Here is a 23795-nt window from a genome sequence, read left to right on the forward strand (position 1 = left end):
TACATCATATTAGTTAAAATTGGAATTACTACCGTTACTTCTTTGTTGTTGACTTTGCTGCTCGTACATAGTTTCAAAATCTATGGGATCTAGCATTAGTGGGGGAAATCCACCACTACTTGTAACTCTTGCAATTATTTCTCTTGCAAAAGGGAAAAGAAAAGTAGGTCCGCCAATAAACAAAGCTTGTCTTACCTCTTCCTCACTCAACTCTTTAAAATTTTCTATTGAAAAAATGCCACAATATTTTGTCTCACAAATGAAAGCTACGCCATCTTTTATACCTTCATCTTTTATCGTTGCTCTGACTTCTATATGTAAAGTAATTTCATGGAAAGATTTTTCTTCATTTACTCCTTCTTTGTTTTCCATTCCTTCTAATTTCGCTGAATTGATATTAACCATTACATTAATATCGGGAGCTTTATTTGAAGAAAGGAATGGCGAATTCGGATTCTCAAACGATAGATCTTTAACATATTGACCGTGAATTCTCATTTTTTGTTGTGGCATTTCTTACGTCTCCTTTAATTAAGTTGAGATATTTAATACTTTCTTATATAATATATTCATTTACAAACGAATAGCAAACCTGATTATAAGTTGATATGAAAAACATATTTTCATTAATAATTAATAATGTTCGGATACTTTATATGCCAAGGAGTTGAGTTACTATGATAGAGCTTGTAATATATACTTTATTAGCGGCGTTCATTTTTTCACGTTTGTATAATTCTTTAGGAAGGTCAGCCAATCTCAATCTAAAAAAGCTAACTAGTGTGTTGGATGTAAGCCGAAGTAAAGAAGATGTAGTAGAAAACATTGAGGGTTACATTGATAGCAACGATGAAAATTCAATAAAAGTTACTTATGAACAAATATTAAAAAAAAACAAAGATTTTTCTATTTCCCACTTTATAGAAGGTTCAAGCATAGCTTTTGAATTAATAATAAAGTATTTCAATCAAGGAAATTTGTCTCAGTTAAAACCACTTCTCGATAAAGACTTATATGATAATTTTGCAGAGAAGATTAAACATCGTAAAGAGGTGCACGAGTCTATAATTGTTTCTATCGTTTCACAAAAGATTTTAGAAATAAAGCTAGTAAAAAACACAGTGTTTATTGCAGTATATTTCCTTTCAGAGCAAATTAACTTTATTAAAGATAGCTCAGAAAATATAATATCAGGTAGCACATCCACCATTAATAAAGTTGAGGATGTATGGCAATTCAAAAAAAATGTTAATTCATCAGACCCAAGCTGGTTGCTTGTTTCTATTAACTATAAAAAGACAAATAACGATAAGACAAATGACAAGTAAGATTAGTTTTATTTAGAGTTAACCATGGAAAGCAAGCTGCGCGAAATAGTACTTGACACTGAAACGACAGGTCTTGACACTGGATCTGGTCATCGAATTATTGAAATAGGGTGTGTGGAATTAATTAATCGTATTCCAACAGGTAAAGTACTCCATCGGTACCTTAACCCAGAAAGAGATATACCTTATCACTCGTTTAAGATTCACGGTATTAGTGAAGAATTTTTAGAAGATAAACCATTATTCTCAGATGTTGCACTTGAATTTCTTGACTTTATATCTAATGATATTTTGGTAATTCACAACGCTGAATTCGATGTTAAGTTCCTTAACATGGAGTTAAGCAAGCTGAATGCTGGGTTAATTTCCTCAGATAGAGTGCTAGATACATTACCTCTTGCGAGGAAAAAATTCGTAGGATCACCTGCTTCTTTGAATGCATTATGTAAGCGTTTTGATATATCGCTAGAGAATAGAGAATTGCACGGAGCACTAGTTGATGCTCAATTGCTTGCAAAGGTATATGTTGAACTTACAGGAGGGTTACAAACCTTTCTGTTTGATAATGAATGCAATCAGGACAGTAACTCTACATTCGTTCAGCATAAAGTGCGTAATCTAACTCCCAGAGAACATTCACCAAATAGTGAAGAAATTGATGAACATAAGAAACTGTTAGACAAAATTAACAATACACTTTGGGATAAATATATTGAATAGGTTAACCAATAAAGATACAATTTGATTTTACTGAGAGCATTCTAATGGTAAGGTTTATAAGATTGTTATCTAATGTGCTAGCAGCATTAGCAGTTGTTTTTTTAGGTTATTGTTATTTCACTAAAAAAGGCATATTTGCCCCGGCAGCGATTCACAACGCGGAAGTTAAGATAGGCGGAGATTTTTCTTTAATTAATCAGGACGGACAGATTCTGCGCAGTAGTGATTTTAAAGATAAATACATGATGATTTTCTTTGGATTTTCCTCATGTAAAAGAATTTGTCCTATGAACCTTGGGATAATTTCAGAAACACTTGCAAAGTTAGATGAGAAAACTAACAACAAGCTACAAACATTCTTCATCACAGTTGATCCTGAGCGCGATAGCACGGAAAGACTTAAAGAATTTCAGCAGCAATTTGACCATAGAATACAAATGTTAACTGGTGAAAGAGAAAAAATAGACGAAGTAGTTGCGAAATATAAAGTATATGCAAGCAAAGTAGACGGAGAAGAAGAAATCAACCATTCTTCGATAATATATCTTATTGGCCCTGGAGGAAAATATGTTACACACTTTGCAGCTGATTTAAATTCAGACGAAAGTCAATCTGATAAGATTTTGGCTGAGATAAGGAAATACGTAAACTGAATTATAGATTTTTCTGTTAATTAGTCGAGCACGCAACTGCATGAGCATTATGATTTGAGAGCAATCTCCATGGGAAGACATACACAACTGTACGAACGTTGTAGTTTGGGAGCAATTCCCACCAGTGAGGTGTCATCCCAGTGCCCAGACACTGGGATCCAGCTTCTATGCAACTTAATTAAAAACGTTTGTTTTAGCGTAAGACAACTACCTTTAGCTCATCAGCTCAGTTATAAGCAAAATTTCTGGATTCCAGACAGGAATGACATCATCTGTTGTGCAATTTACCTTCAAAAATGAATGTTCGTACAGTTATGGAAGACGCATTGGAATGACACTATTTGCTGTCTTCAAAAATAAGCATTCGTAAAGTTGTGCTTTTAACATGGGTTATCAGTTTAAAAATGTTGCTAACTAGTATATCTGGATGTAATATTAATTAACATTCATAAACGAAGCAATCTAATGGAAAATAGTTATAATGCCGATGCAATAAAAATCTTAAGGGGTCTTGATGCTGTAAGGAAACGTCCAGGTATGTACATTGGTGACACTGACGATGGATCTGGCTTGCACCACATGGTATATGAGGTTGTTGACAATGCAATAGATGAATCTTTAGCTGGATATTGTGATAAAATTGAAGTTAGCATAAATAAAGATGGTTCAGTATCTGTAACTGATAATGGTCGTGGCATTCCAACTGACCTTCATGAAGAAGAAGGAATATCAGCAGCAGAGGTAATAATGACTCAACTCCATGCTGGTGGTAAATTTGACAGTAATACCTATAAAGTTTCTGGGGGATTACATGGTGTTGGAATCTCAGTTGTGAATGCATTATCAAGCTGGTTGGAATTAACTATTTGGCGCAATAAGAAAGAACACTTTATGCGCTTTGAAGATGGTGAGTCTATTGAACCTTTAAAGGTAGTCAACGAAAATACAAACAAAAGAGGAACTAAAGTCATGTTCATGCCATCAACAGAGACTTTTAATGGCATTAATTTCAGTTACTCAACGCTTGAAAGTCGTATAAGAGAATTAGCATTTTTAAATTCAAATATCGACATTACTTTACGTGATCTGCGCAATGAACCATATACAGAATCTCATTTCAATCAGAGCAATCAATCTAAAGACAATTTTGGTACAGCGAATTTTGTGCGGTACTTAGATAAGAATAAGACACATGTAACTAAAATTGCCAGTATGAAAGGAGATGCAGAAGATCTTGGCATCAGCTTGGAAATATCGATGGAATGGAATGATTCCTACTATGAACATATGTTATGCTTCACGAATAATATAAGGCAACGAGATGGTGGTACGCATTTGGCAGGATTTAGATCTGCACTAACTAGATGTATCAATAACTATGCAACTAATGAAGGGTTTTTAAAGAAAGCAAAAGTAAATTTAACTGGAGAGGACGTTAGAGAAGGTTTAACTTGTGTTTTATCTCTCAAGATGCCTGATCCTAAGTTTTCTTCACAAACAAAAGATAAACTAGTTAGTTCTGAAGCGCGTACAGTTGTGGAGAGCATAGTTTCTGATAAATTGAGCACAATCCTTGAAACTGATCCCAAATTGGCAGCAAGTATAGTAGAAAGAGCAATCAGATCAGCAAAAGGAAGAGAAGCCGCAAGAAAAGCACGAGAGTTAGTTAAAAGCAAAAACAATATTGATATTGCAACTCTGCCAGGAAAGCTTGCTGATTGCCAGGAAAAAGCCCCTGAGTTATCGGAATTATTTATAGTAGAGGGTAATTCAGCAGGTGGTACTGCAAAGCAGGGGCGTAATCGTAAAACACAAGCAGTGCTTGCCTTAAGAGGAAAAATTCTAAACGTAGAACGTGTAAGTTTAGATCGTATTTTTTCATCTGCAGAAATAGGCTCTTTAATTACTGCAATTGGTGCTGGAATAGGGAGTGAACACTTCAATATTGAAAAAGCTAGATATCATAAAATTATCATCATGACAGATGCAGATGTTGATGGTTCACATATAAGAACTTTGATTCTAACTTTCTTTTTTAGACATATGCGTGAAGTTATTGAAAAAGGCTACTTATACATAGCACAGCCACCCCTTTATAAAGTTACAAAGAATGCTAAAGACACTTATATTAAAGATGACGAAACTTTTGAAGAGTATATAATAAACTCAGCAGTTAAAAGATTAACACTAAGTGGTACAGCTACAGAATTTAACGACTTGCGCCTTATTTTGAATAAATGCGTTAGCATTTCTAATATTAGCAAAAATTATGATAGAGAAATACCACAAAATCTCTTAGAGTCATTGCTAATTTTAAGCAAAAAGAATGCTCTATCATCGGCTGATGAGATATTAAAGTATTTAAAATTAATGTACAGTGAATATACTTGGGAAGTAGAAATAAAGGATGAAGAAAAAGAAATTCACATCTCTAAATTATTTCAAGGATTGGCAGACAAATATATATTTGCACTTAGTATGCTTGAAGGCAAAGATATGCAAAACATATTAAGTTTGCTTGATGGTATAAGTAATTTATTTAATGGTGATTCATTTTTAAAGTCACAAGAAACTGAAATAAAAATCACTTCTCCAAGTACGCTTGCAAAAATAATAATGGACTATGGTAAAAAAGGTTTAACTCTGCAGAGATTTAAAGGTCTTGGTGAAATGAATGCTGATCAGCTATGGGATACTACGTTAAATCCTGAGGCTAGAACTTTATTGAAGGTTGAAATAAGAGATTGTGAAGAAGCTGATTCCATATTTTCAATATTAATGGGTGATATAGTTGAACCACGCCGTGATTTTATTAATAGTAATGCACTCAACGTGCATGATGTTGATATTTGAACTTTTAGCAAAATGTACGAACGTTACGGGTTTAAGCAAAAACTGTGTCATTCAAGTAGCTGACACTTGGATCCAGATTGGATACTGAGTTGGTGAGTATAAAAGTATAGCTTCTACGTCATACCGCGATTCATTCGTGGTATCTCATCCGCTAACACGTAGCGGGATGACGAGGTTATCGTCATGCCACCGCGAACCGTCATACCGCCGCGGTATCTCACATAGATCCCGCTAACAAGCAGCGGGATGACAGCAATCCTACGTCATACAGCGATTCATTCGCGGTATCTCATCCGCTAACACGTAGCAGGATGACGATTGTCAAGGTGTCATCCGAGTAGCTTGACTACTTGGATCCAGAAAACTTAACTTTAAATAAGTGGCTGCATAATAAAGACTAGATTCCAGCGTCACGCGCTGGAATGACACCATTTTCGGTCTCTTAAGTTACTTTAGCTATAAACATTAAGAAATTTACCAAATGGAAAAAAAGGCAAAAGAAGCCCCGTGGTGCGAGTTTTGACTCTATATTACTGTAAGTGGCGCTGTAATAATGTTCTAACGCTTAAAATAAGCGCGATTTGGCTGAATGTAGAAAAAATAAAAAAGACATGCAGCCGCTATAATTTTATGTAATCCGCCAATAAATACCTGAGTTTTTTACTGAATTTTGTCATTGAGCCTGCAGGTCAAAAACAAGTTTTGAGTCATAAATACCCTTATTGTCATGATAAGGGGGCTGGCGGAGTTTGTCAAGCAAGTTTTTTCGTTTCTATGTTGTCAGCTACCTGAATATTGATCATACGGGTTCCATCTGTTATATATAATCTTTTTGAATACGAAGAAAACTGATGAATGAGTATGATATTACGGTTATAGGTAGCGGTCCTGGTGGTTATATAGCAGCAATTAGGGCGGCACAGCTTGGGTTTAAAACTGCAATTGTAGAAAAAGAAAAAAATTTAGGCGGTATATGCTTAAATTGGGGATGTATACCAACAAAATCACTACTTAGAGCATCTGAGGTTTATAGGCTAATAAAAAGATCAAAAGAGTTTGGTATAGAAGTAAAGGGAGCGAGTTTTGATATACAATCAATAGTGAAATACTCAAGAAACGTTGTTGATAAATTGTCAAGCGGTGTTGCATATTTGATGAAAAAAAATAACATCAAAGTTCATCAAGGCTTTGGTAAACTTGCAGGCAATAGTACTATAAAAGTTGCTGGCGATAAGGAAGAACAAGAAATTGTTTCCAAACATATCATTTTAGCAACAGGCGTGAGAGCACGGAATCTGCCTGGAATAGAGGCAGATGGAGATTTAATATGGAATGCGCAGCACGCTATGACTCCAGAGAGATTACCAAAATCACTACTAATCATAGGGTCTGGTGCAATTGGAATAGAATTTGCAAGTTTTTATAGTACTTTGGGGGTTGATGTAACAATCATAGAGATAAAGAGCACTATTTTGCCGCTGGAAGATAAAGACATTTCAGGCCTAGCAGAAGAAATATTCACAAAACAGGGGATAAAAATATATACAAACAGTAGCGTAAAAGCTCTTACTAAAAGTAAAGACTCTGCTCAAGTGCTACTAAGTAGTGGCGAGAGCAAAGAATTTGATAGGGTGATTGTTGCGGTTGGAATTCAAGCAAATATTGAAAATATAGGTTTAGAAAATACAAAAATTAAATTAAGCCCTTCTGGTTTTATTGAAATGAATGAATGGTATGAAACTAGTGAATCAAATGTGTATGCAATAGGTGATGTAGCTGGCCCACCATGTTTAGCACATAAAGCGAGCCATGAAGCTGTGATCTGCGTTGAAAAGATTGCTGGTAAAAGTGCTCATGCGTTAAAAAAAGAATGCATACCAAATTGCACTTATTCTCATCCACAAATAGCGAGCATCGGCCTTACTGAGGAACAGGCAATAAGAGGTGGGTATGATGTAAAAATAGGAAAATTTCACTCTAACTTTAATGGTAAGTCTATTGCACTCAGTGAAACTGAAGGGTTAGTGAAAACAATTATAGACAAAAAGACAGGCGAACTTCTGGGTAGCCACATGATAGGTGCAGAAGTAACGGAGTTAATTAGCAATTTTGCTCTTGCAAAGCAACTAGAAGGAACAGACTTCGACATAAAATCTACGATTTTTCCTCATCCAACCATTTCAGAGATGATACACGAATCAGTGCTTGCTGCAGATGATGAGTCGTTAAATAGTTGAACTAACGTTCCATCGTTTTAGAGTTGTCAATGTCTTGGGTAGTAGTTTGATTAGGCACTTTAGTTTCAATAGATTGATTACCACCAGCATCAGAATTCTGTAACTCTTCTTTCAATCCCTTAGCTGCTTCTTTAACTTTAAGCTTTGCCTTTGGATGAAGATCTTCTGGGCCTTTTCCTTTAGTATCCAAACCTTGTTGTAGATTAGTGCTTTTCATTTTATTATGCTGCTCGTGCTCAGGTAGGTCAACAACCGAATTGAAAAGAATTTTTATTATATTTTTTAGCAGTTCTAAAAAACCTCCGCTTCTGCCTTCTCTTTGTTCTTGAGGTTTATTTTTCTCATTAGGTTCTTTTTTACTATTACTTTTAGGCATTTTTAACTCAACTATCATAAAGCTTAATAAAATTCTACGTGCAAATTATTAAATAACAGTTAACAATCTAGTGTTAATTTGTTATTTACAGATGGATATTATTTTAGCAACAGGTGGCACAGGTGGGCATATCTTTCCGGCCATAGCCTTAGCAAAAGCACTAAAGACACAAGGATACAATTGCATATTATTCACTGATAAAAAAACAAATAAAAATATCGACATAGAAAGCTATATTTTACCATTACGTAGACCAAGCGGCAACAAATTTAAATTTTTTCTTTTATTAATGTATAGTTGTGTGCTAGCAATATATAAAATCAGAAAATTGAAGCCAAGATTAGTAATTGGTTTTGGTAGCTATGCTTCTTTTCCAACTCTTCTTGCAGCAAGGGTTCTTTCTATACCTATAATTTTACATGAACAAAATACAGTTTTAGGAAGAGTAAATAGATTCTTTTTTAAGAGTGCAAAATTAATTGCAACCAGCTTTCCGGAGACTAAATATACAGAAGGTAATAAATGTATTTTTACAGGAAATTTTATTGATATAAAAGCACAGAGCCATTCTAGCACTGAGAAAGTCCTAAACATATTAGTCATAGCAGGTAGCCAAGGTGCAAATTTTTTTGATGATGTAGTAAGCAGCGTAATTTGTAATTTGCCTATTAAAATGAAAAAGAAAATTAGAGTGACGCAGCAATGTACGAAGAAAAATGTAAACAAGGTCAAGAGTCTATACAAAAGTGAAAAGATCGATTGTGAATTGAGTGAATTTTTTGATGATATGGAAAATAGATTGGCCAATGCTCACTTGGTAATTAGCAGAGCAGGAGCAACTTCAATAGCAGAGATCACTCTTGCTAGGCGCGCTGCTATATACATTCCTTACCCTGACTCAAAAGATAATCACCAATTTTATAACGCAAAATATATTGAAGATTCGGGAGCAGCTGTAATAGTTGAGCAGAATAGTGAAGCAAAAAAAAATCTAACAGAGGTACTATTTGATCTATTAAATAATTCTCAAAAATTGCGTGATATGACCAATAATACAAAAAAAACAGGGATAAAGAATGGGACGGGAGTGTTAAATAAACTGTGTCAAACCGCATTTTTAGTTCAACTTAATTTTCAATCTGCCAGGAAAGAAAACATCAAGTTGAGAGATAGTTAATGCCCAATCATGTACAGGCATCGTCCACTTTTCCTCTGCCTTCTTTATAGCACAATATACCTGCTTATACAAGGCATTTATGCTGGTAAATGAGCCTTTGGTCTTAGTGAATTTCCTAATTTGCCTATGTAGCCCCTCTATGGGATTGGTGGTGTAGATTATCCTCCTAACTGGACCAGAATACTTAAAATAACCAGACAAGTTTTCCCAATTATTCTGCCAAGATTTTATAACCATAGGGTACTTTGTGCCCCATTTTTCATCCAATTCCAACAGATAATTCTCGGCAATTTCCTTGCTTGAAGCTTGATATACCTTCTTTAAATCGCTCAAAAAACTCTTCGCATCTTTACTGGCCACATACTTCAGTGAGTTGCGTATCTGATGCACTATACACATCTGCACTTCCGCATTAGGAAAGACACTGTTTATAGCTGCAGGAAAGCTTTTCAGCCCATCAACGCAGGCAATAAGGATATCTTCTACTCCTCTTTCTTTGAGGTCATTTAGCACTCCCAACCAGAAGTTAGCTCCTTCACTTTCAGCCAAATAAAAACCTAATACTTCTTTTTTGCCATTTTGATCTATGCCTAATATGTTATACATGCATTTACTTACGCAATGCCCGTCCTCTTTGACTTTAAAAAACCATGAAAACTATCGGATATACAGACTGCAGCGGGCGACTACGCCATTCGTTGATTACTGGTAGCAATTTGTCAGTAATACTTGATATCTCTGCCGCCGATATTTTGTGATCATAAATTTCCTCAACATGTGACACTATATCTCTATAGCCCATACCACTGGCAAATGTGCTCAAAATCTTCGTTTCAAGCTCTGGATGTAAGTTTGTTTGCCTTTTTTTGACTATTTGTGGTTCGAAACTTCCTTCCCTATCTCTTGGCGTCAAAAGCTCAAATGACCCTGCGCTTGTACGTAAAGTCTTTGCATTCCTCCCATTTCTTCGATTATTCTCTTCGCTTTCAGCCGACAAGTGGTTTTCTATTTCACCTTCCAGGCTTACCTCCAGCAACTTTTTTATAAACGGTGTTAATGCTCCATTTCTCCCTGTCAACGGTCTTCCTTCTCGTATAGACGACAGGATATTTGTTTCTAATTCTTTATAATCTACCAAACCGGTAGTTCTGTTTACTACTTTCTGACTCATTGTCAAACCTCCATTTTTTTATATCAATTTATTACTTTTTTTTCGGTTTGACACAGTTTATTTAACACTCCCACTAATTCACTGGAAATGATAAAGGATCTGAGTAGTAAACATTCATCAGAATTTGAAGGAACAGGTGAAAATAAGCTTGCTAATGGACTAACTTTCCCGAAACCACTTTCTCCTCGCACATCCACACCAAGAAGATATTCTAGAAAATCTCTATCTCCTAAAAAGGAAGATGAGGATGAGAATAAAGAAAATTCAGAGCAACTAAATCACGAAAATCCTAATACAAGTACCGGCAGCCCTAATTTATCGCTTTTAGAGATGCAACAAATAATTCCTATCACACCTTAACGATGTAAGTGCAGGGACCTCCACAGATAAGAGAATTTTAATAAATATATACAAGACTGCTGAAGTTTTGTTCATGAGGGGAGGGGAGTAATGAGCAATTTGTTTAACAAAGCTAACACATTTTATTTTGTAGCTAGTTCCTTAGCTACTCTTACGTTACTTACATCTTTAGCGCTTACTGTAACTTCTAATGTGCCTCTTCCTCTAATTCTTGCTTTAGCTGCATTATCTGTTTTGGTGCTTGCACTTTCGTATAAAATGATTAGTAATAATAAAAAAATAGAGGTTGAGAGAAGTAAATTCGCTCAGAAAGAGCAAGAGTTAGAAAATAAAATAACTCTAGGAAAGGAAGCTGAAAAAGCTGCAAACAAAGAAGTGGAAAAATTAAAACATGAATTAACTCGAGAAAAGCAAAATTTAGACAAGAGAGCAAAAAAATTGGATCAGAAAGTAAATGAGTCAGAAGTTGAGAGAGAATCTCTTCTTGAAGAAAAAAAATCTTTAGAGAAAAGATTAGAAACAGCAAAGAATCGTACGTTTGAAATAGACAATGAATTGGACAAAACAAAAGAGGAAATAGATAAGCCTGTTGCACGAGAAGAAGAATTGCATCTTAAAATCTCGCGTTTACGTGAACAGTTACAAGAAAAAGAAGGTAATCTAGCTGAAAAAGAAAAACGCATGACGGAATTGAAAAGGAAAATAGACAATAATAAACATGCAGAATTAAAAAATGAAGAATTATATAAGGAAATAGAAAAATTATCTAAAGAAAAAGAGGAATTGTGTAAGGAAATAGAAAAATTGTGTAAGGAAAAACATATATTATGTGAAAAAAAAGAAGAATTACATAAAAGACAAGAAGAACTTTGTGTAGAATTAGATGAATTACAATGTAAATTTAAAGAAATTAATCAGAAAAATAAAAACTTATCTCAAGAATTAAAAAGGAAATTTGAAGAGCTATATAAAGCAGATGATTTAATTAAAAATCAATCTTTTGAGTTAGATGGGATAAGAAAAGATTGTAATAACGAAGTGAAAAGTTTAAGAAATTCACTTTTAGAACGAGACAGTCAAATAGAAGATTTTTTGAAAGAGAAAGAAAAACAAGTGAATTTTGTGCAGCTGTTGATAAGATGCGTAACAGACAATATAGAAGAACCTATAAGAAATAATGATGGAAAAGCAATATTAAATACGATTCAAATATTAAAGTTTGCGTTACAAGAAGAATTTGCACGGCTTTTGCCAGACAAAACGCCTTCTTCTTCGCTGGAAGATCTTGTATATGCATCATCGCCAGACGAAACATCTGTTCCTTTACATGCAGGAGATCCTGGATATGGATCCGAGGAAGATTCTGGATATAACAGTCGCTCATCCACCCCGATCAAATTGCCAAATTCACTATTGACAGAATCTTATGAACGTAATCAGAGTGAAGGTATTTGCAAAACATAATAATTAGCTTTATTATAAAAAAAATTATGCAAGATAATGAACCCAATAATATGCGCACTGGATACACAAGACTTAAATAAGGCTATTTCTCTAGCTAATGCTCTGCGTGGTAAAGTTGGCATGGTAAAGCTGGGATTAGAATTTTTTGCTGCTCATGGTCTCTCTGGAGTGCAAGAAGTTGCAAAATGCAATGTACCAATTTTTTTAGATCTGAAATTGTATGATATTCCGAGCACTGTGGCTAAAACAGTTGAAGTAATAAAAGTTCTAAGTGTTGAAATGTTAACTCTGCACATCAGTGGCGGAACAAAAATGCTTGAAGAAGCGCTAAGTGTGGTGCAAGGCACAAAAATAAAGCTGATTGGAGTGACAGTGCTAACTAGTATGAGCAATGAGGATTTAAACGAGCTTGGAGTAGCAAGAGAGGTAAAATCACAGGTAATTTTGCTTGCAAAGCTTGCAAAAAAGATTGGACTCCATGGAATAGTCTGTTCTGCACTAGAAGCTCAAGAAGTGTGCCGAGAATGCGGTGAAGACTTTAAAATTATTACTCCAGGAATTCGTATAGATCCAGGTCATGACGACCAAAAAAGAACAGCAACACCAAGAGAAGCAATAAATTTAGGAGCTGATTATATCGTCATTGGCAGACCCATTACAAAAACTGCAAGTAGTGCAGAATTAATATTGAAATCCCTTATCTAATCGAAGCAGATAAAAAAAAGTTTGAAGCAGATAAAAAAAGTGCTTGACATAAAAAAACGAACATTATATATTGTTGTTGTCTTTTGTTTTACCTCGCTTAATTTAATTACTGGATTAAGCTTACATCACTAAGCGTGGTACAAAGTGCCACGCTATTTTCCGATTTACATTTTCAACAGATAAACAAATGATGTCATGCCAGTGTCTGGGCACATAACTGTACGAATATTCATTTTTGAAGATAAATTGCACAACAGATGATGTCATTCCAGTCTGGAATCCAGAAATTTTGCTTATAACTGAGCTGATGAGCTAAAGGTAGTTGTCTTACGCTAAAACAAACGTTTTTAATTAAGTTGCATAGAAGCTGGATCCCAGTGTCTGGGCACTGGGATGACACCCCACTGGTAGGGAATTGCTCCCAAACTACAATGTTCGTACAGTTATGTGCCCAGACACTGGAATGACATCGTTTACTATGTACCATATTGCAATATTCGTACAACTGTGGGAAACATCTATGGGTGCCATTCCTATTACCTTATTTCCATTCTAATTTTATTTTCAAAGGAGGCTATTATGTCACTTACCGATATCGCTCACCGTATCAATGAACTCGCTTCATCATGGGAGCAATTTAAATTAATAAATGATTGCAAATTAAAAGAAATTGAGAGCAAAGGGCGTGCTGATTCTGCAACGATTGAGCAGCTATGCAAGGTAAATAATGCCATTGATAGTTGCAAAGAGCGTTTAGACTTGATCGAAACTGCAGCTCAACGTCCAGAAGTAAATACAGATTTTAGCACAAGTGATAAATATTTTTCTGATTATATCCGCAAGGGAATGGAAAGCGGTTTATCACACAAAACCCTCAGTGGAGATGATAATGATATCGGAGGGTATCTAGTTACTCCGCATATTGTAAAACGCATAAACAAGCGCGTAACTGATTCGTCCCCAATGCGACAAATATGCTCCAGTCAAAGAATCTCTACTGAAACATTGGATTACATTATAGAAGATTTTGACCGTGCCGGTGCAGGTTGGAGCAGTGAAACAGTAGATGATGAGGACGGTGGCAATAAATCTAAGTATGATTTTGCAAAAGATACGGACACGCCTAAAATCCAAAAGATTTCTATCACGACTTACGAGTTATATGCTCAACCACAGATATCACAAAAGTTACTCGATGATGCGTTTGTCGATGTTGAGAGTTGGCTGGTGGAAAAGATTGCCGAGACTTTTAGTAAGAAAGAAAACGAAGCCTTCATTAAGGGTGATGGCACTTTTCAACCCAAAGGAATTTTAGCTTATGATGATGGAAAGGGCTACAATAAAATAGAGCAAGTTAAAACTGAAAAATTGGATAGCGATTCAATAATGATATTGTATTACTCTCTGGATGAATATTATTCCAAAAATGCATCATTTTTGATGAACAGGAGTACGTTGAAGAATGTTAGGCTACTAAAAGCTCAAACAGGTCAATATCTTTGGCAACCAAGTTTGTCGCTTGAAGCTCCAGATACCTTAATGGGAATACCAGTATATCAATCTGCCGATATGCCACCGGTGCCAAACAATCAGCTACCGGTAATTGCGATGGCAGATTTCAAACAAGCTTATAAGATTGTAGATAACAGAGGAATGAGAATATTACGAGACCCTTATACGAATAAACCTTATGTGAGGTTTTTTGTCACTAAGCGTGTCGGCGGAGAGGTTGTAAACACCAGTGCTATTAAATTGTTGAAAGTTGCGAGCAAGTACTAAAAACTTCTATAGCATCATCTTTAGAGCCGTTTTACTTCTTTTTGTATAGCTCCGCTCCTGTCATCCCATGCCCTCTTCTTGTCATTCCAGTCTGGAATCCAGCCTTTTCATAATCATCAAAACGTTGTATTTTAACATAAAACGGCTACTTTTATGCTTACCAACTTAATAAAATTCCTGGATCCCAGTGTCAAGCACTGGGATGACACCCTCCTGGTAGACAATGTTCATACATCTGTGGGCTTGACCATAAGATCCAGTCTAAAAAATTTGGATCCCAGTGTCACGCACTGGGATGACATCAGCGGTTAATATTTTATATACATTTTATAACTAAACTAGACATTCGTACAGTTGTGTGCGGTATGACGTTGTTACTTATAGCTATACACACAAAAATCATATAGAATTGTAAACGCAGTTTTTTTATTCTGATGCTTTTCAATTCTATAGCTCTGGTTGTCTCTCTATTACTATTTTTCTACATTATTGTAAAAAAACTGAGCGAAAAGAAAGCAAACCTTGAGGATAATTTATGTAAATTAGAGCGTGAGCTTCAAGAAACAAAGCAAACTTTACTTACAAAGAATGAAGAAATAGTTGATTTAAGGGTCAAAAGAGCAGAGCTTGAAGTAACTCTGCAAAAAGAACGTGAGGAAAAGAAAAAGGAAATAGAGTTACTAACAAAAGCAGAGGAGAGATTAACAAACACTTTTAAAGCGCTCTCTCTTGATGCTTTGCAGACAAATAACAATAATTTTCTGAACTTAGCAAAGGAAGTAATCGATAGTAAATTAAAAGAAACAGAAAGCGATTTCAAAAAAAGACAAGCAACGATCAACGAAGTTGTAACGCCAATAAAAGAAAAATTAGAAAAATTCGATAACGAAATACGTGAGCTAGAAAAGGAGAGGGTAGGGGCCTATGAAGGTTTAAAGGAGCAAATTGGAGCGCTGATGAACCAAACTTCTAGCCTTGCTAATGCCTTGAGAAAGCCCCACATTAGAGGAAAATGGGGTGAAATGCAGTTAAAGAGAGTGGTAGAAATGGCGGGAATGATTGAATATTGCGATTTTTTTACTCAGCCGTCAGTGGTTGATAAAAACGAGGATAATTTATTGCGTCCTGATTTAATAATCAAAATGCCATCTGGAAAGCAAATAATAATAGATGCTAAAGTGCCGCTTGATTCTTACATGGATGCTATATCACAAAATGATTTGCAAATACAAAAGGAGAAATTAAAGAATCATTCCCTGGCAATAAAAAAACACATAAATGACTTGGGTAAAAAAGAGTATTGGAATCAATTTGAAAATACGCCAGAACTTGTGGTGCTTTTCTTAACAGGGGAGGGGGTTTTTAGCGCAGCACTGGAATATGAGCCTGCTTTGATAGAGATTGGAGTGGAAAAAAAAGTGATCATTGCAACACCGATCACTCTAATTGCATTGCTGAGAGCAATAGCATATGGATGGAAGCAAGAGATGATAGCTGAAAATGCAAAGAAAATCAGTGAACTAGGTCATATTTTATATGAGCGCATTTGCACAATGGGCGAAAACTTTGATAATTTGCGCAGGAGCTTAAAAAGTGCTGTCGATCATTATAATAAAACTGCTGGTTCGCTTGAAGCAAGGGTGTTTCCTGCTGCCCGAGAATTCAATAAGCTTGGTATACATGCAAAAAATAAAAGTTTAAGTGCTGCAAAGGAATTAGAATCTTTACCACGCAATTTACATACTGAGGAACTGAAAGTGGATTAGACTTCTTACATAACTATTCAAGAGCCAGACCATAGGCGTTTTCCTGCGCTAACATGGAAGTTCTTCTGCTCCACAAACAAATAGTATTGTGCTCAATGCTGCAAATGAAATAGCTATTTATTAATATATTAAGGAAAAAGTTGACTTTTTGTCTAAGATAATATAAAATAAAATAATAGTTGGTGAGGTAAAAATGTCAGTATCAAAAGAGCGTAAGGAATATTTACTAGAAAAGTTTAAATATGCTGCCAAAGAATTTGGCAAATCTGGTACAAAGTCCAATCATAAAACAGTACCAAAAGAACAGCAACTCTCTATTGATTTAGGTAACAAAAAAGTTTTTGGTATTATAAACAGAATTTTACACTGGATAGAAAGTAAATTTACATATTTTTTTCCACGCTATAATTTATTTTCAGAAGTTGGAGTTAAAGGAAGAAAAATTCCTAGAACTAATACAAAGGTTAAGTATTTTAACTCTGATGAACAGTTTGATCAAAGCAAATTTATTGGTGAGGAAGATGGGGAACTAAGGTTATACGACTTAGAAGGCAAGCTATATGATACAACTGATAAAATTAGTAAGGGTAAAAAAGGTTGTGTAGCTTATGTGATCACGCTTGATGGCAGATTGGTAACTCATGAACATATTAATGTTAATAAAAACGAGTGGGCTTATCGTCATTCAACTCTTGCAGGTGGTAGGCCAGTTTTATGTTCTGGTTTAATAAAAGTGGTAAATGGTAAAATAACTTATATAGACAATAATAGTGGGCATTATAAACCAGAATCAGCAAACTTATACAATGCAGTGAAAAAATTAGAAGGTCTATTTTCGAAAGATGCAAAAGTTGTCTGCTTACCATATTGGGTTGGCTTGCAAAAACAAATTCCGTTTATACGCAAAATTATTCCAGCTAAACAAGAGCCAGCAGAGGAATTCTTGAAAAGGATGGAGAAAAAAGGAAAAGATGGATTGACTCAATATGAAAGACATTTTAAAGGGGTAAAAGAATATAATGAACAGTATGAACAAAAGTTGCTTCTTGCAAGCTATAAGTCACCTACAAATGAACTGCCCTGCAAACCAACTATACATAAAAAACACAGGTTGAAATACTCTGAATATATTAACTTACACCTTAATTTTTTGAAAGAGTTCGATGAAAATCCCAAAGTGCAAAAAATGGCAATAGAACACTCAATAAGAAGGATTATTGGAGCAAATTATGGCCATAAACCTACAGTTGCGCTTGCTAAGGCACAGATAGCTAAAGATGGAAAGTTGCAAGAAACGGACGAAATAGTAGGTATAAATGTAACCTTTCACCATGAGAACGATTGTAATAGCTTTGCTAAATTTCTGGATCTCAAAAAGCATAGCTATAATTGCACATCTCATCTGAAGGACAAAGAAATTGATGAGCTTCTTAAATATACATATGACGAAAAAGATAGAGCCACTATAGAAAAATTAATGCCCAATAAACATACAGTTTTTATGAGTACAGACCAGGCTGATAAGTTTATAAAGGACACTTTACAAATTGAAATAGACAGTGTTGAACAATTGGGTATCCGTTTAGTGGAGCGTTAAAACAGATAAACAAAGCAAGACAAAAAGGTAATCAGAGAGTAAATGTGAGAGAACTCTGCAAAAATTTACAGTAAAAAATAGAAAAGTTAGAAGCAAAAAGAATGAAGTGGTATTTTTTGAATGATCCAACCGCTACCATGCTGAATGACAAATACGGCATACGGATACATTTTTTAAAGTAGCCAAGCTACTTTGATGACAGAAACCTAATGATCCAGGATATACTCCTTTGTTAAGGGAGATTGAGCATTTTCGAATATTTCTTGAGTGCTTCCAGACTCAACAATTCTGCCATTATGAAAGAAAATTACACTATCAGATAACTTTTTAGCTTGCTTCATTGAATGAGTTACCATAATTATAGTAAACCTTAATTTCAGCTCTTGTATAAGATTTTCGATTGCATTGGTTGCCATTGGATCAAGAGCGGAGCACGGTTCATCCATTAATAAAATAGTTGGCTTCACTACAATTGCGCGAGCGATGCATAGCCTCTGTTGTTGGCCACCGGATAAATCGAGTGCACTATCTTGCAATCTGTCTTTTAATTCTTCCCATAAGCCAACTTTAGTTAAACTATTTTCCACCATCTCATTCAATTTTTGCTTATCCTTCACCATACCATGCAGTTTTGGCCCATAAGCAACATTGTCATATATTGATTTTGGAAAAGGATTTGGCTTTTGAAATACCATGCCAACTTTTGCTCTGAGTAGCACAACATCCATATCGCGTGAATATATATCACCCAGCCCATCGATATCTAATTCACCAACAGTTTTGCATCCAGGTACATAGTCATTCATATGATTAAAACAACGCAAAAATGTTGATTTACCGCACCCGGATGGTCCGATAAAAGTAGTAACTTTTCTTTTATAAATATTCAAATTTATATCGAATAAAACTTGCTTAGAGCCATACCAGAGATTTAAATCTTTAACAGAGGCACGTGTATTGCTCATATCACATCCTGCATTGAATAGAGCCCCGGAATTTCTCTTTTATTTTCATATAGCCATACTGCTGCTTGAACAGCTCCTCTAGCAAATGTTGTGCGATCAATTGCTTTGTGGTTTAGTTCTATCCGTTCATCAGAATTAACAAACATCACGCTGTGATCTCCTATTACTCCACCTCCACGAGATACTGCAAAACCTATTCCCCCCTTTTTTCTTATGTTTGAACCACTATGTAAATATTGATTGGACTGAAAATCCACTTTTGAAGCGTTAGCAATTGTTTTGCCAAGTTCTATAGCTGTTCCAGATGGTGAATCCTTTTTTAAGTTATGATGCATTTCCCAAATCTCAACGTCATATTCATTACCTAAAAGCTCAGCAGCTTTTTTTACCAATTTCAGCAACACATTAACCCCAACACTCATATTTGCTGACCATAATATTGGAACTTCAGCAGCATATTCTTTCAAATCGACACCTTCTATTCCAGTTGTGCCACTAACCAGCGGTGTTTTAAATTTTACAGCTGCTTTAAGGCAGTCTAACATACATTCTTTAGTTGTAAAATCTATTACAACGTCGGATAACTCAAATATGCCACTAATAGAACTTGTAACCTTGATTCCTAGATTGGCTATAATTGGTCCAATATCTGAATCTATGTACTTACTGCCTGAACGGGCAACAGCACCTGCTATTTCCACTTCGGCATTTGTAATTAATTCATTGAGTATTTTCTTGCCCATTCTGCCTAAGCAGCCTATTACTCCAACTCTGATTTTCATAAAGCTTTTTACGTTTATTAAGAATGTTATGCCTTTTTTTAAGCTCTGTCACTTCTGATCTATATTCTATAGCTGACCCAAGCAACACGTCATGCCGTTGCGGATAGATTCCGCTAACTAGTAGCGGAATGACGATTGTCGGTGAACCTAAGTTACTTTAGCTATAGCTGACCCAAGCAACACGTCATACCGCCGCGGCGCTAACTAGTAGCGGAATGACGGTTTTTCAAATTGTCGGTAAATCTAAGTCAGTTTAGCTATATATGACTCATTTCTTTACTGTAACTTAACAAGAACTGGTCTGTAGCTAATAGTTATTGACAATAAGGGTAATTAACTTTGATAAGAATCTTTTCTGTGTTCAATTGAAGTCTATATGTTCTGGAATATCTATATAGTAAATTATGCGGTAATCGTAGACTACGCTGCCCACTTAAATTATGCCACAAAGGTTTTCCAAGTGTAACCGTTCACAGATTTCCACTTAATTCTTCAATCTCACTAATAGAAAGGCCAGTAAACTTGACAATAGTGTTGACATCAACATTATTAGCCAGCATTGCTTTTGCGACTTCAATTTTCCCTTCAATTTTCCCTTCAATTTTCCCTTTCTCTATACCTTTTTGTATACCTTTCTCTTCAGCAAGATCAAGTCTGTATTCAAGAATGGCTTCTTCTTTCCGTAGATCCATTATTCTTTCTTCGTAAGCTACTAAATCTTTTTCGTTCCAACGAAACTTGTCTAATTCATCATATGCTAGCTTTATTATTGGCGCTTTTTCTGCTATCTCTTTTAAGTCCTCTTCTGTTGTTTCTTCTGCGTATTTAAAAAAGAAACACCACCTTTCTACTATACTTTCTAACTGCTCTACTTTACTTTTTGAAAATTTGGGCAATTCTATAAAGATAAATTGAAAATCTTTTAAGTAATGGCCGTTAGTTTTTATATCACGTATATTGTGAGTAGAAATATAATCAACTTCTTCAGGAAGTAAGTTACAATTTGATATAGCAATAAAGAAGACTTTCTTTAAATCAATGTAGTTGCCAGATTTATCTAATTGTCTTGAGTAGGCTTTAGCGGCATATAATTGAGCGCGTTTTTCGAAGCCCTTGTCTCTAGCAAGCTGCATTTCTGCTATATATCTATTTCCGTGAGAATCCTTGCAGAGAACATCAACAATACTTTGTTTATCAGAGGCAACTTCGGGATCCATAATAGTGCTAAGAAACTCAACTTCTTGTATTGCATTTATCTCAGTAAACCCTAAAATATCGTTCAAAAAGTGGATCAGGATATTCTTATTTTTTTCCGTTCCAAAGATTTTTTTGAAACACAAATCATTGCGAGGATCGAGAAATTTTGAAAGAGCCATGGCAAAAATGCTTGAAAATATTAATAATTATACACTATTATTAACAATTATTCAACCATATTTTTGAAGATAGCTATAGCTATGCTGCCGCGGTATCTCTTAGCACAGATCCCGCTAACAAGTAGCGGGATGACGAGGATGCCGCCGCGAACCGTCATAGCGCCGCGGCGCTAACTAGTAGCGGAATGACGGTTTTTCAAATTGTCGGTAAATCTAAGTCAGTTTAGCTATAGGCAGCAATTTTCTGTATTTATTTTAAATTGAAGAAAGCTCAAATGAAAGATCATGTTTTGCTAAAAATCACAGAATGCAGTCTGGTTACACCTTATTTTTGTTAGCTATAGCAAGTAATTGTATTTGTAATATGACAAATCACCTGCTGAAAAATCATTTTATGATCTAAATCAGTTTTTTTACAGGTAACTTCTAAGCTTATCAATTCTTCCAAAATCTTTTTAAGTTCTGAAAGTTGCAAACTTTTCAAATGAGATTTAAAGCTCTGCAATTGTTTAAAAAACAATGGAGGGCTTAGCTGATCAATCGCAGCCTGCTCACTCATTCCACCTTGCACTGACAGCAAAACGTTTTCAAGGCGTAGGAAATAATTTGATATAATGCGAATTAGCGCTATCGGTGAAAAATTTTCTTGCGATATCAATGCATCAGAAATTCTAATGAAGCGCGACATATCTTTACTTGCTATGGCAGAGCATAGATCATCAAGTGTAGCATAGTCGTTGCCGGAAGTTGAAAAGCATAATTCTATATCAGTAAGTTTTAGGTCTTTTCTATCCCCTAAGTACAAAACTAACTTCTCAAGTTCTGAACATATAGGCAGCTTGCTATGATTAAAGTAAGATTGCAAATGGTAGATTATCTCATTTGTGCATTTTATATCATTTTGTTTTAAGTAACTTGATATAATGTCATAAAGATTGCTGTTGCTGTCCTTATAGCAAGCAATCACACCAAAAATTTTTGAACTCTCCATATAACTTTTAGTCGCAGAATTATATGGAAGATCACTTGCTACCATCATTACATAGTGACCACTTGCGTTATAATCCAATACGTTTTTTAACTCTTTGGATATACCTCCACTCACATTTATCAGCTTAATTAATTTTTTGCTGGTAAACATCGAAATGTTTGCCAATTCAGAAAACAGTAAACCGGGTGACTTATTCACTATTGCAAAATCCATCACCTGAACTGAATACTCATCCAAATTGGCAATTATTTCTTGTACATAAAAACCAACCCTACTGTTATCACTTCCATGAATTAACACACCACTTAAAGCATCAGGTTTCTCTAGGAATTTTTTAACTTTGGATGGTATGACCCTCATGCCATCTATATGATATCATTCTCATTTGATTGTACATGAGTATCCAAAGACTCTGAGTTTTCTTGCGCAATATTGTGCACATCATCTGCCGTACTCTGCACATTATCCGACTCTTCTGTTTTTCCTGTAATATAATTATAAAATTTTTTCACAGGTTGAGATATATATTTGGAAAAAAATCCTTCTTCGCTCATATTGCTTACTCCATAAAATTAACAGCTTATCATTAGCACATAAACAATAATATAGCAAAGACTATTTTGTGCTAAGATAGTGATGTTTTATAATGAGTATATTACAAAATTATTAACATTCGAGACTAAAATCAAGCCAACCTGCTTAATACTAACCTTATAAAATAAGCGATAATTAAATATACGGCTGCAACAAGTATAATTGCAGGTCCAGTTAACAAATCAAAACTTGCAGATAACATCAGACCTGATATCCCAGAAATCACAGAAAAAACTGTTGCAACAATAATCATCTGCATTGGAGTTTTCGAAATGAGCCTTGCAGATGCTGCTGGTATTAGCAAAAATGCAGCAATGAGTAATATTCCTATTAATTGGGCAGCAATTGCTATAAATATAGCAAGAGTGATTAAAAATTCTAGTCTAACAAAATTAACATTAATCTTCTCAACTACTGCTAAATCTTGATTAATTGAAATCATTAACCAATAACGCCATCTAAATATTAATATCAAAGTAACTATTACAGAGATTAAAAAAATCAATATTATATCACTTTGATCGAGCGTTAATATATCACCAAACAGTGAGCTAATAATACTATTATTGCCCGATGGAAGAAAAGACATAAGTATTAAACTCGATGATAAAACTACATTGGTAACAATGTTCAATATCGTATCAGCAGAATATAATCTGTTAAAATTAAGAGAAAGTAGTATAGCAAATGTAATTGCAATGAGCATTATGCTAAGCGATGGGCTAATCTTAAAGATTAAAGCAAGTGCAACACCAAGCAACGAAGAATGGGACAAACTATCACCAAGATAAGATAACCTTTGCCATATCATAAACGATCCTAAAGCGCCTGTTACTAGGCTAATTACGACTACTGCAACTAGACTATTGATGAAAAAGTCCTGGGTAAACATTTCAAGCAT

22 protein-coding genes and 1 pseudogene are annotated in these 23795 nt (G+C 35.0%); 13 read left to right on the forward strand and 10 right to left on the reverse strand.

What is annotated here, in order from left to right:
* Nucleotides 1-9: 9 nt before the first annotated feature.
* Nucleotides 10-513 (reverse strand): protein-export chaperone SecB, encoded by a 504-nt coding sequence (secB, locus tag ACFZP3_RS02455; RefSeq protein ID WP_253309505.1) that lies wholly within the window; start codon nt 511-513, stop codon nt 10-12.
* A gap of 164 nt (nt 514-677) precedes the next feature.
* Here secB and ACFZP3_RS02460 point away from each other — a divergent pair, with 164 nt between their 5' ends.
* The 6 genes from ACFZP3_RS02460 to lpdA all read left to right on the forward strand — a co-directional run bounded on the left by ACFZP3_RS02460 (nt 678) and on the right by lpdA (nt 7791).
* A complete protein-coding gene (locus ACFZP3_RS02460) occupies nt 678-1328 on the forward strand; it encodes a Tim44/TimA family putative adaptor protein (protein ID WP_264688327.1) in 651 nt (216 codons plus the stop codon).
* Between the two features lie 24 nt (nt 1329-1352).
* The gene (gene dnaQ, locus ACFZP3_RS02465) at nt 1353-2048 is read left to right on the forward strand and encodes a DNA polymerase III subunit epsilon (protein WP_253309507.1); all 696 of its coding nucleotides are present in this window, start codon (nt 1353-1355) and stop codon (nt 2046-2048) included.
* A 44-nt stretch (nt 2049-2092) separates the two neighbouring features.
* Nucleotides 2093-2701 carry an SCO family protein gene (locus ACFZP3_RS02470; protein WP_253309508.1) on the forward strand — a complete coding sequence of 203 codons (609 nt, stop codon included), beginning with the start codon at nt 2093-2095 and terminating at the stop codon, nt 2699-2701.
* A gap of 69 nt (nt 2702-2770) precedes the next feature.
* On the forward strand, nt 2771-3001 hold the full coding sequence (locus ACFZP3_RS02475; protein WP_264688326.1) for a hypothetical protein: 231 nt from the start codon (nt 2771-2773) through the stop codon (nt 2999-3001).
* 165 nt (nt 3002-3166) lie between these two features.
* Nucleotides 3167-5554 carry a DNA topoisomerase (ATP-hydrolyzing) subunit B gene (gyrB, locus tag ACFZP3_RS02480; protein WP_386086783.1) on the forward strand — a complete coding sequence of 796 codons (2388 nt, stop codon included), beginning with the start codon at nt 3167-3169 and terminating at the stop codon, nt 5552-5554.
* A gap of 851 nt (nt 5555-6405) precedes the next feature.
* A complete protein-coding gene (gene lpdA, locus ACFZP3_RS02485) occupies nt 6406-7791 on the forward strand; it encodes a dihydrolipoyl dehydrogenase (RefSeq protein ID WP_264736150.1) in 1386 nt (461 codons plus the stop codon).
* 1 nt (nt 7792) lies between these two features.
* Here lpdA and ACFZP3_RS02490 read toward each other — a convergent pair whose 3' ends face one another.
* On the reverse strand, nt 7793-8185 hold the full coding sequence (locus tag ACFZP3_RS02490; RefSeq protein WP_264688321.1) for a hypothetical protein: 393 nt from the start codon (nt 8183-8185) through the stop codon (nt 7793-7795).
* Nucleotides 8186-8258: 73 nt separating this feature from the next.
* Here ACFZP3_RS02490 and murG point away from each other — a divergent pair, with 73 nt between their 5' ends.
* Nucleotides 8259-9344, forward strand: coding sequence for an undecaprenyldiphospho-muramoylpentapeptide beta-N-acetylglucosaminyltransferase (gene murG, locus ACFZP3_RS02495; RefSeq protein WP_253309512.1), 1086 nt, complete (start codon nt 8259-8261; stop codon nt 9342-9344).
* Here murG and ACFZP3_RS02500 read toward each other — a convergent pair.
* Nucleotides 9285-10515, reverse strand: a pseudogene (locus ACFZP3_RS02500) (IS256-like element ISWpi15 family transposase). The gene murG and the pseudogene ACFZP3_RS02500 overlap by 60 nt on opposite strands.
* A gap of 87 nt (nt 10516-10602) precedes the next feature.
* Between ACFZP3_RS02500 and ACFZP3_RS02505 the strand changes: the two are divergent.
* The 3 genes from ACFZP3_RS02505 to pyrF all read left to right on the forward strand — a co-directional run bounded on the left by ACFZP3_RS02505 (nt 10603) and on the right by pyrF (nt 13044).
* Nucleotides 10603-10875, forward strand: a complete 273-nt coding sequence (locus tag ACFZP3_RS02505) for a hypothetical protein (RefSeq protein ID WP_253307327.1) — start codon at nt 10603-10605, stop codon at nt 10873-10875.
* Between the two features lie 90 nt (nt 10876-10965).
* Nucleotides 10966-12339, forward strand: coding sequence for a hypothetical protein (locus ACFZP3_RS02510; RefSeq protein WP_386086784.1), 1374 nt, complete (start codon nt 10966-10968; stop codon nt 12337-12339).
* Between the two features lie 36 nt (nt 12340-12375).
* Nucleotides 12376-13044 carry an orotidine-5'-phosphate decarboxylase gene (gene pyrF, locus ACFZP3_RS02515; protein ID WP_386086785.1) on the forward strand — a complete coding sequence of 223 codons (669 nt, stop codon included), beginning with the start codon at nt 12376-12378 and terminating at the stop codon, nt 13042-13044.
* A 229-nt stretch (nt 13045-13273) separates the two neighbouring features.
* On the opposite strand, the gene ACFZP3_RS08605 is transcribed toward pyrF, so the two are convergent.
* Nucleotides 13274-13531, reverse strand: coding sequence for a hypothetical protein (locus ACFZP3_RS08605; RefSeq protein ID WP_264688133.1), 258 nt, complete (start codon nt 13529-13531; stop codon nt 13274-13276).
* Nucleotides 13532-13623: 92 nt separating this feature from the next.
* Here ACFZP3_RS08605 and ACFZP3_RS02525 point away from each other — a divergent pair, with 92 nt between their 5' ends.
* The 3 genes from ACFZP3_RS02525 to ACFZP3_RS02535 all read left to right on the forward strand — a co-directional run bounded on the left by ACFZP3_RS02525 (nt 13624) and on the right by ACFZP3_RS02535 (nt 18186).
* Nucleotides 13624-14823: a phage major capsid protein gene (locus tag ACFZP3_RS02525; RefSeq protein WP_386086786.1), complete on the forward strand. Its 1200-nt coding sequence runs from the start codon at nt 13624-13626 to the stop codon at nt 14821-14823.
* Nucleotides 14824-15257: 434 nt separating this feature from the next.
* A complete protein-coding gene (rmuC, locus tag ACFZP3_RS02530) occupies nt 15258-16589 on the forward strand; it encodes a DNA recombination protein RmuC (protein ID WP_386086787.1) in 1332 nt (443 codons plus the stop codon).
* A 193-nt stretch (nt 16590-16782) separates the two neighbouring features.
* Nucleotides 16783-18186 (forward strand): hypothetical protein, encoded by a 1404-nt coding sequence (locus tag ACFZP3_RS02535; RefSeq protein ID WP_265017649.1) that lies wholly within the window; start codon nt 16783-16785, stop codon nt 18184-18186.
* A 206-nt stretch (nt 18187-18392) separates the two neighbouring features.
* On the opposite strand, the gene pstB is transcribed toward ACFZP3_RS02535, so the two are convergent.
* The 6 genes from pstB to ACFZP3_RS02565 all read right to left on the reverse strand — a co-directional run bounded on the left by pstB (nt 18393) and on the right by ACFZP3_RS02565 (nt 23795).
* Nucleotides 18393-19151 carry a phosphate ABC transporter ATP-binding protein PstB gene (gene pstB, locus ACFZP3_RS02540; protein WP_386086788.1) on the reverse strand — a complete coding sequence of 253 codons (759 nt, stop codon included), beginning with the start codon at nt 19149-19151 and terminating at the stop codon, nt 18393-18395.
* Nucleotides 19148-19933: a 4-hydroxy-tetrahydrodipicolinate reductase gene (gene dapB / locus ACFZP3_RS02545; protein WP_253307334.1), complete on the reverse strand. Its 786-nt coding sequence runs from the start codon at nt 19931-19933 to the stop codon at nt 19148-19150. Before dapB ends, pstB begins: the two co-directional genes overlap by 4 nt.
* 470 nt (nt 19934-20403) lie before the next feature.
* Complete coding sequence (locus ACFZP3_RS02550; protein ID WP_265016657.1) at nt 20404-21309, reverse strand: Rpn family recombination-promoting nuclease/putative transposase; 906 nt, start codon at nt 21307-21309, stop codon at nt 20404-20406.
* A gap of 334 nt (nt 21310-21643) precedes the next feature.
* Nucleotides 21644-22660, reverse strand: coding sequence for a DNA polymerase III subunit delta (gene holA, locus ACFZP3_RS02555; RefSeq protein ID WP_386086789.1), 1017 nt, complete (start codon nt 22658-22660; stop codon nt 21644-21646).
* Between the two features lie 5 nt (nt 22661-22665).
* Complete coding sequence (locus tag ACFZP3_RS02560) at nt 22666-22854, reverse strand: hypothetical protein (protein WP_096618007.1); 189 nt, start codon at nt 22852-22854, stop codon at nt 22666-22668.
* 131 nt (nt 22855-22985) lie between these two features.
* Nucleotides 22986-23795 carry a metal ABC transporter permease gene (locus tag ACFZP3_RS02565; RefSeq protein WP_253307337.1) on the reverse strand — a complete coding sequence of 270 codons (810 nt, stop codon included), beginning with the start codon at nt 23793-23795 and terminating at the stop codon, nt 22986-22988.

The organism is Wolbachia endosymbiont (group A) of Norellia spinipes, from assembly GCF_964273535.1.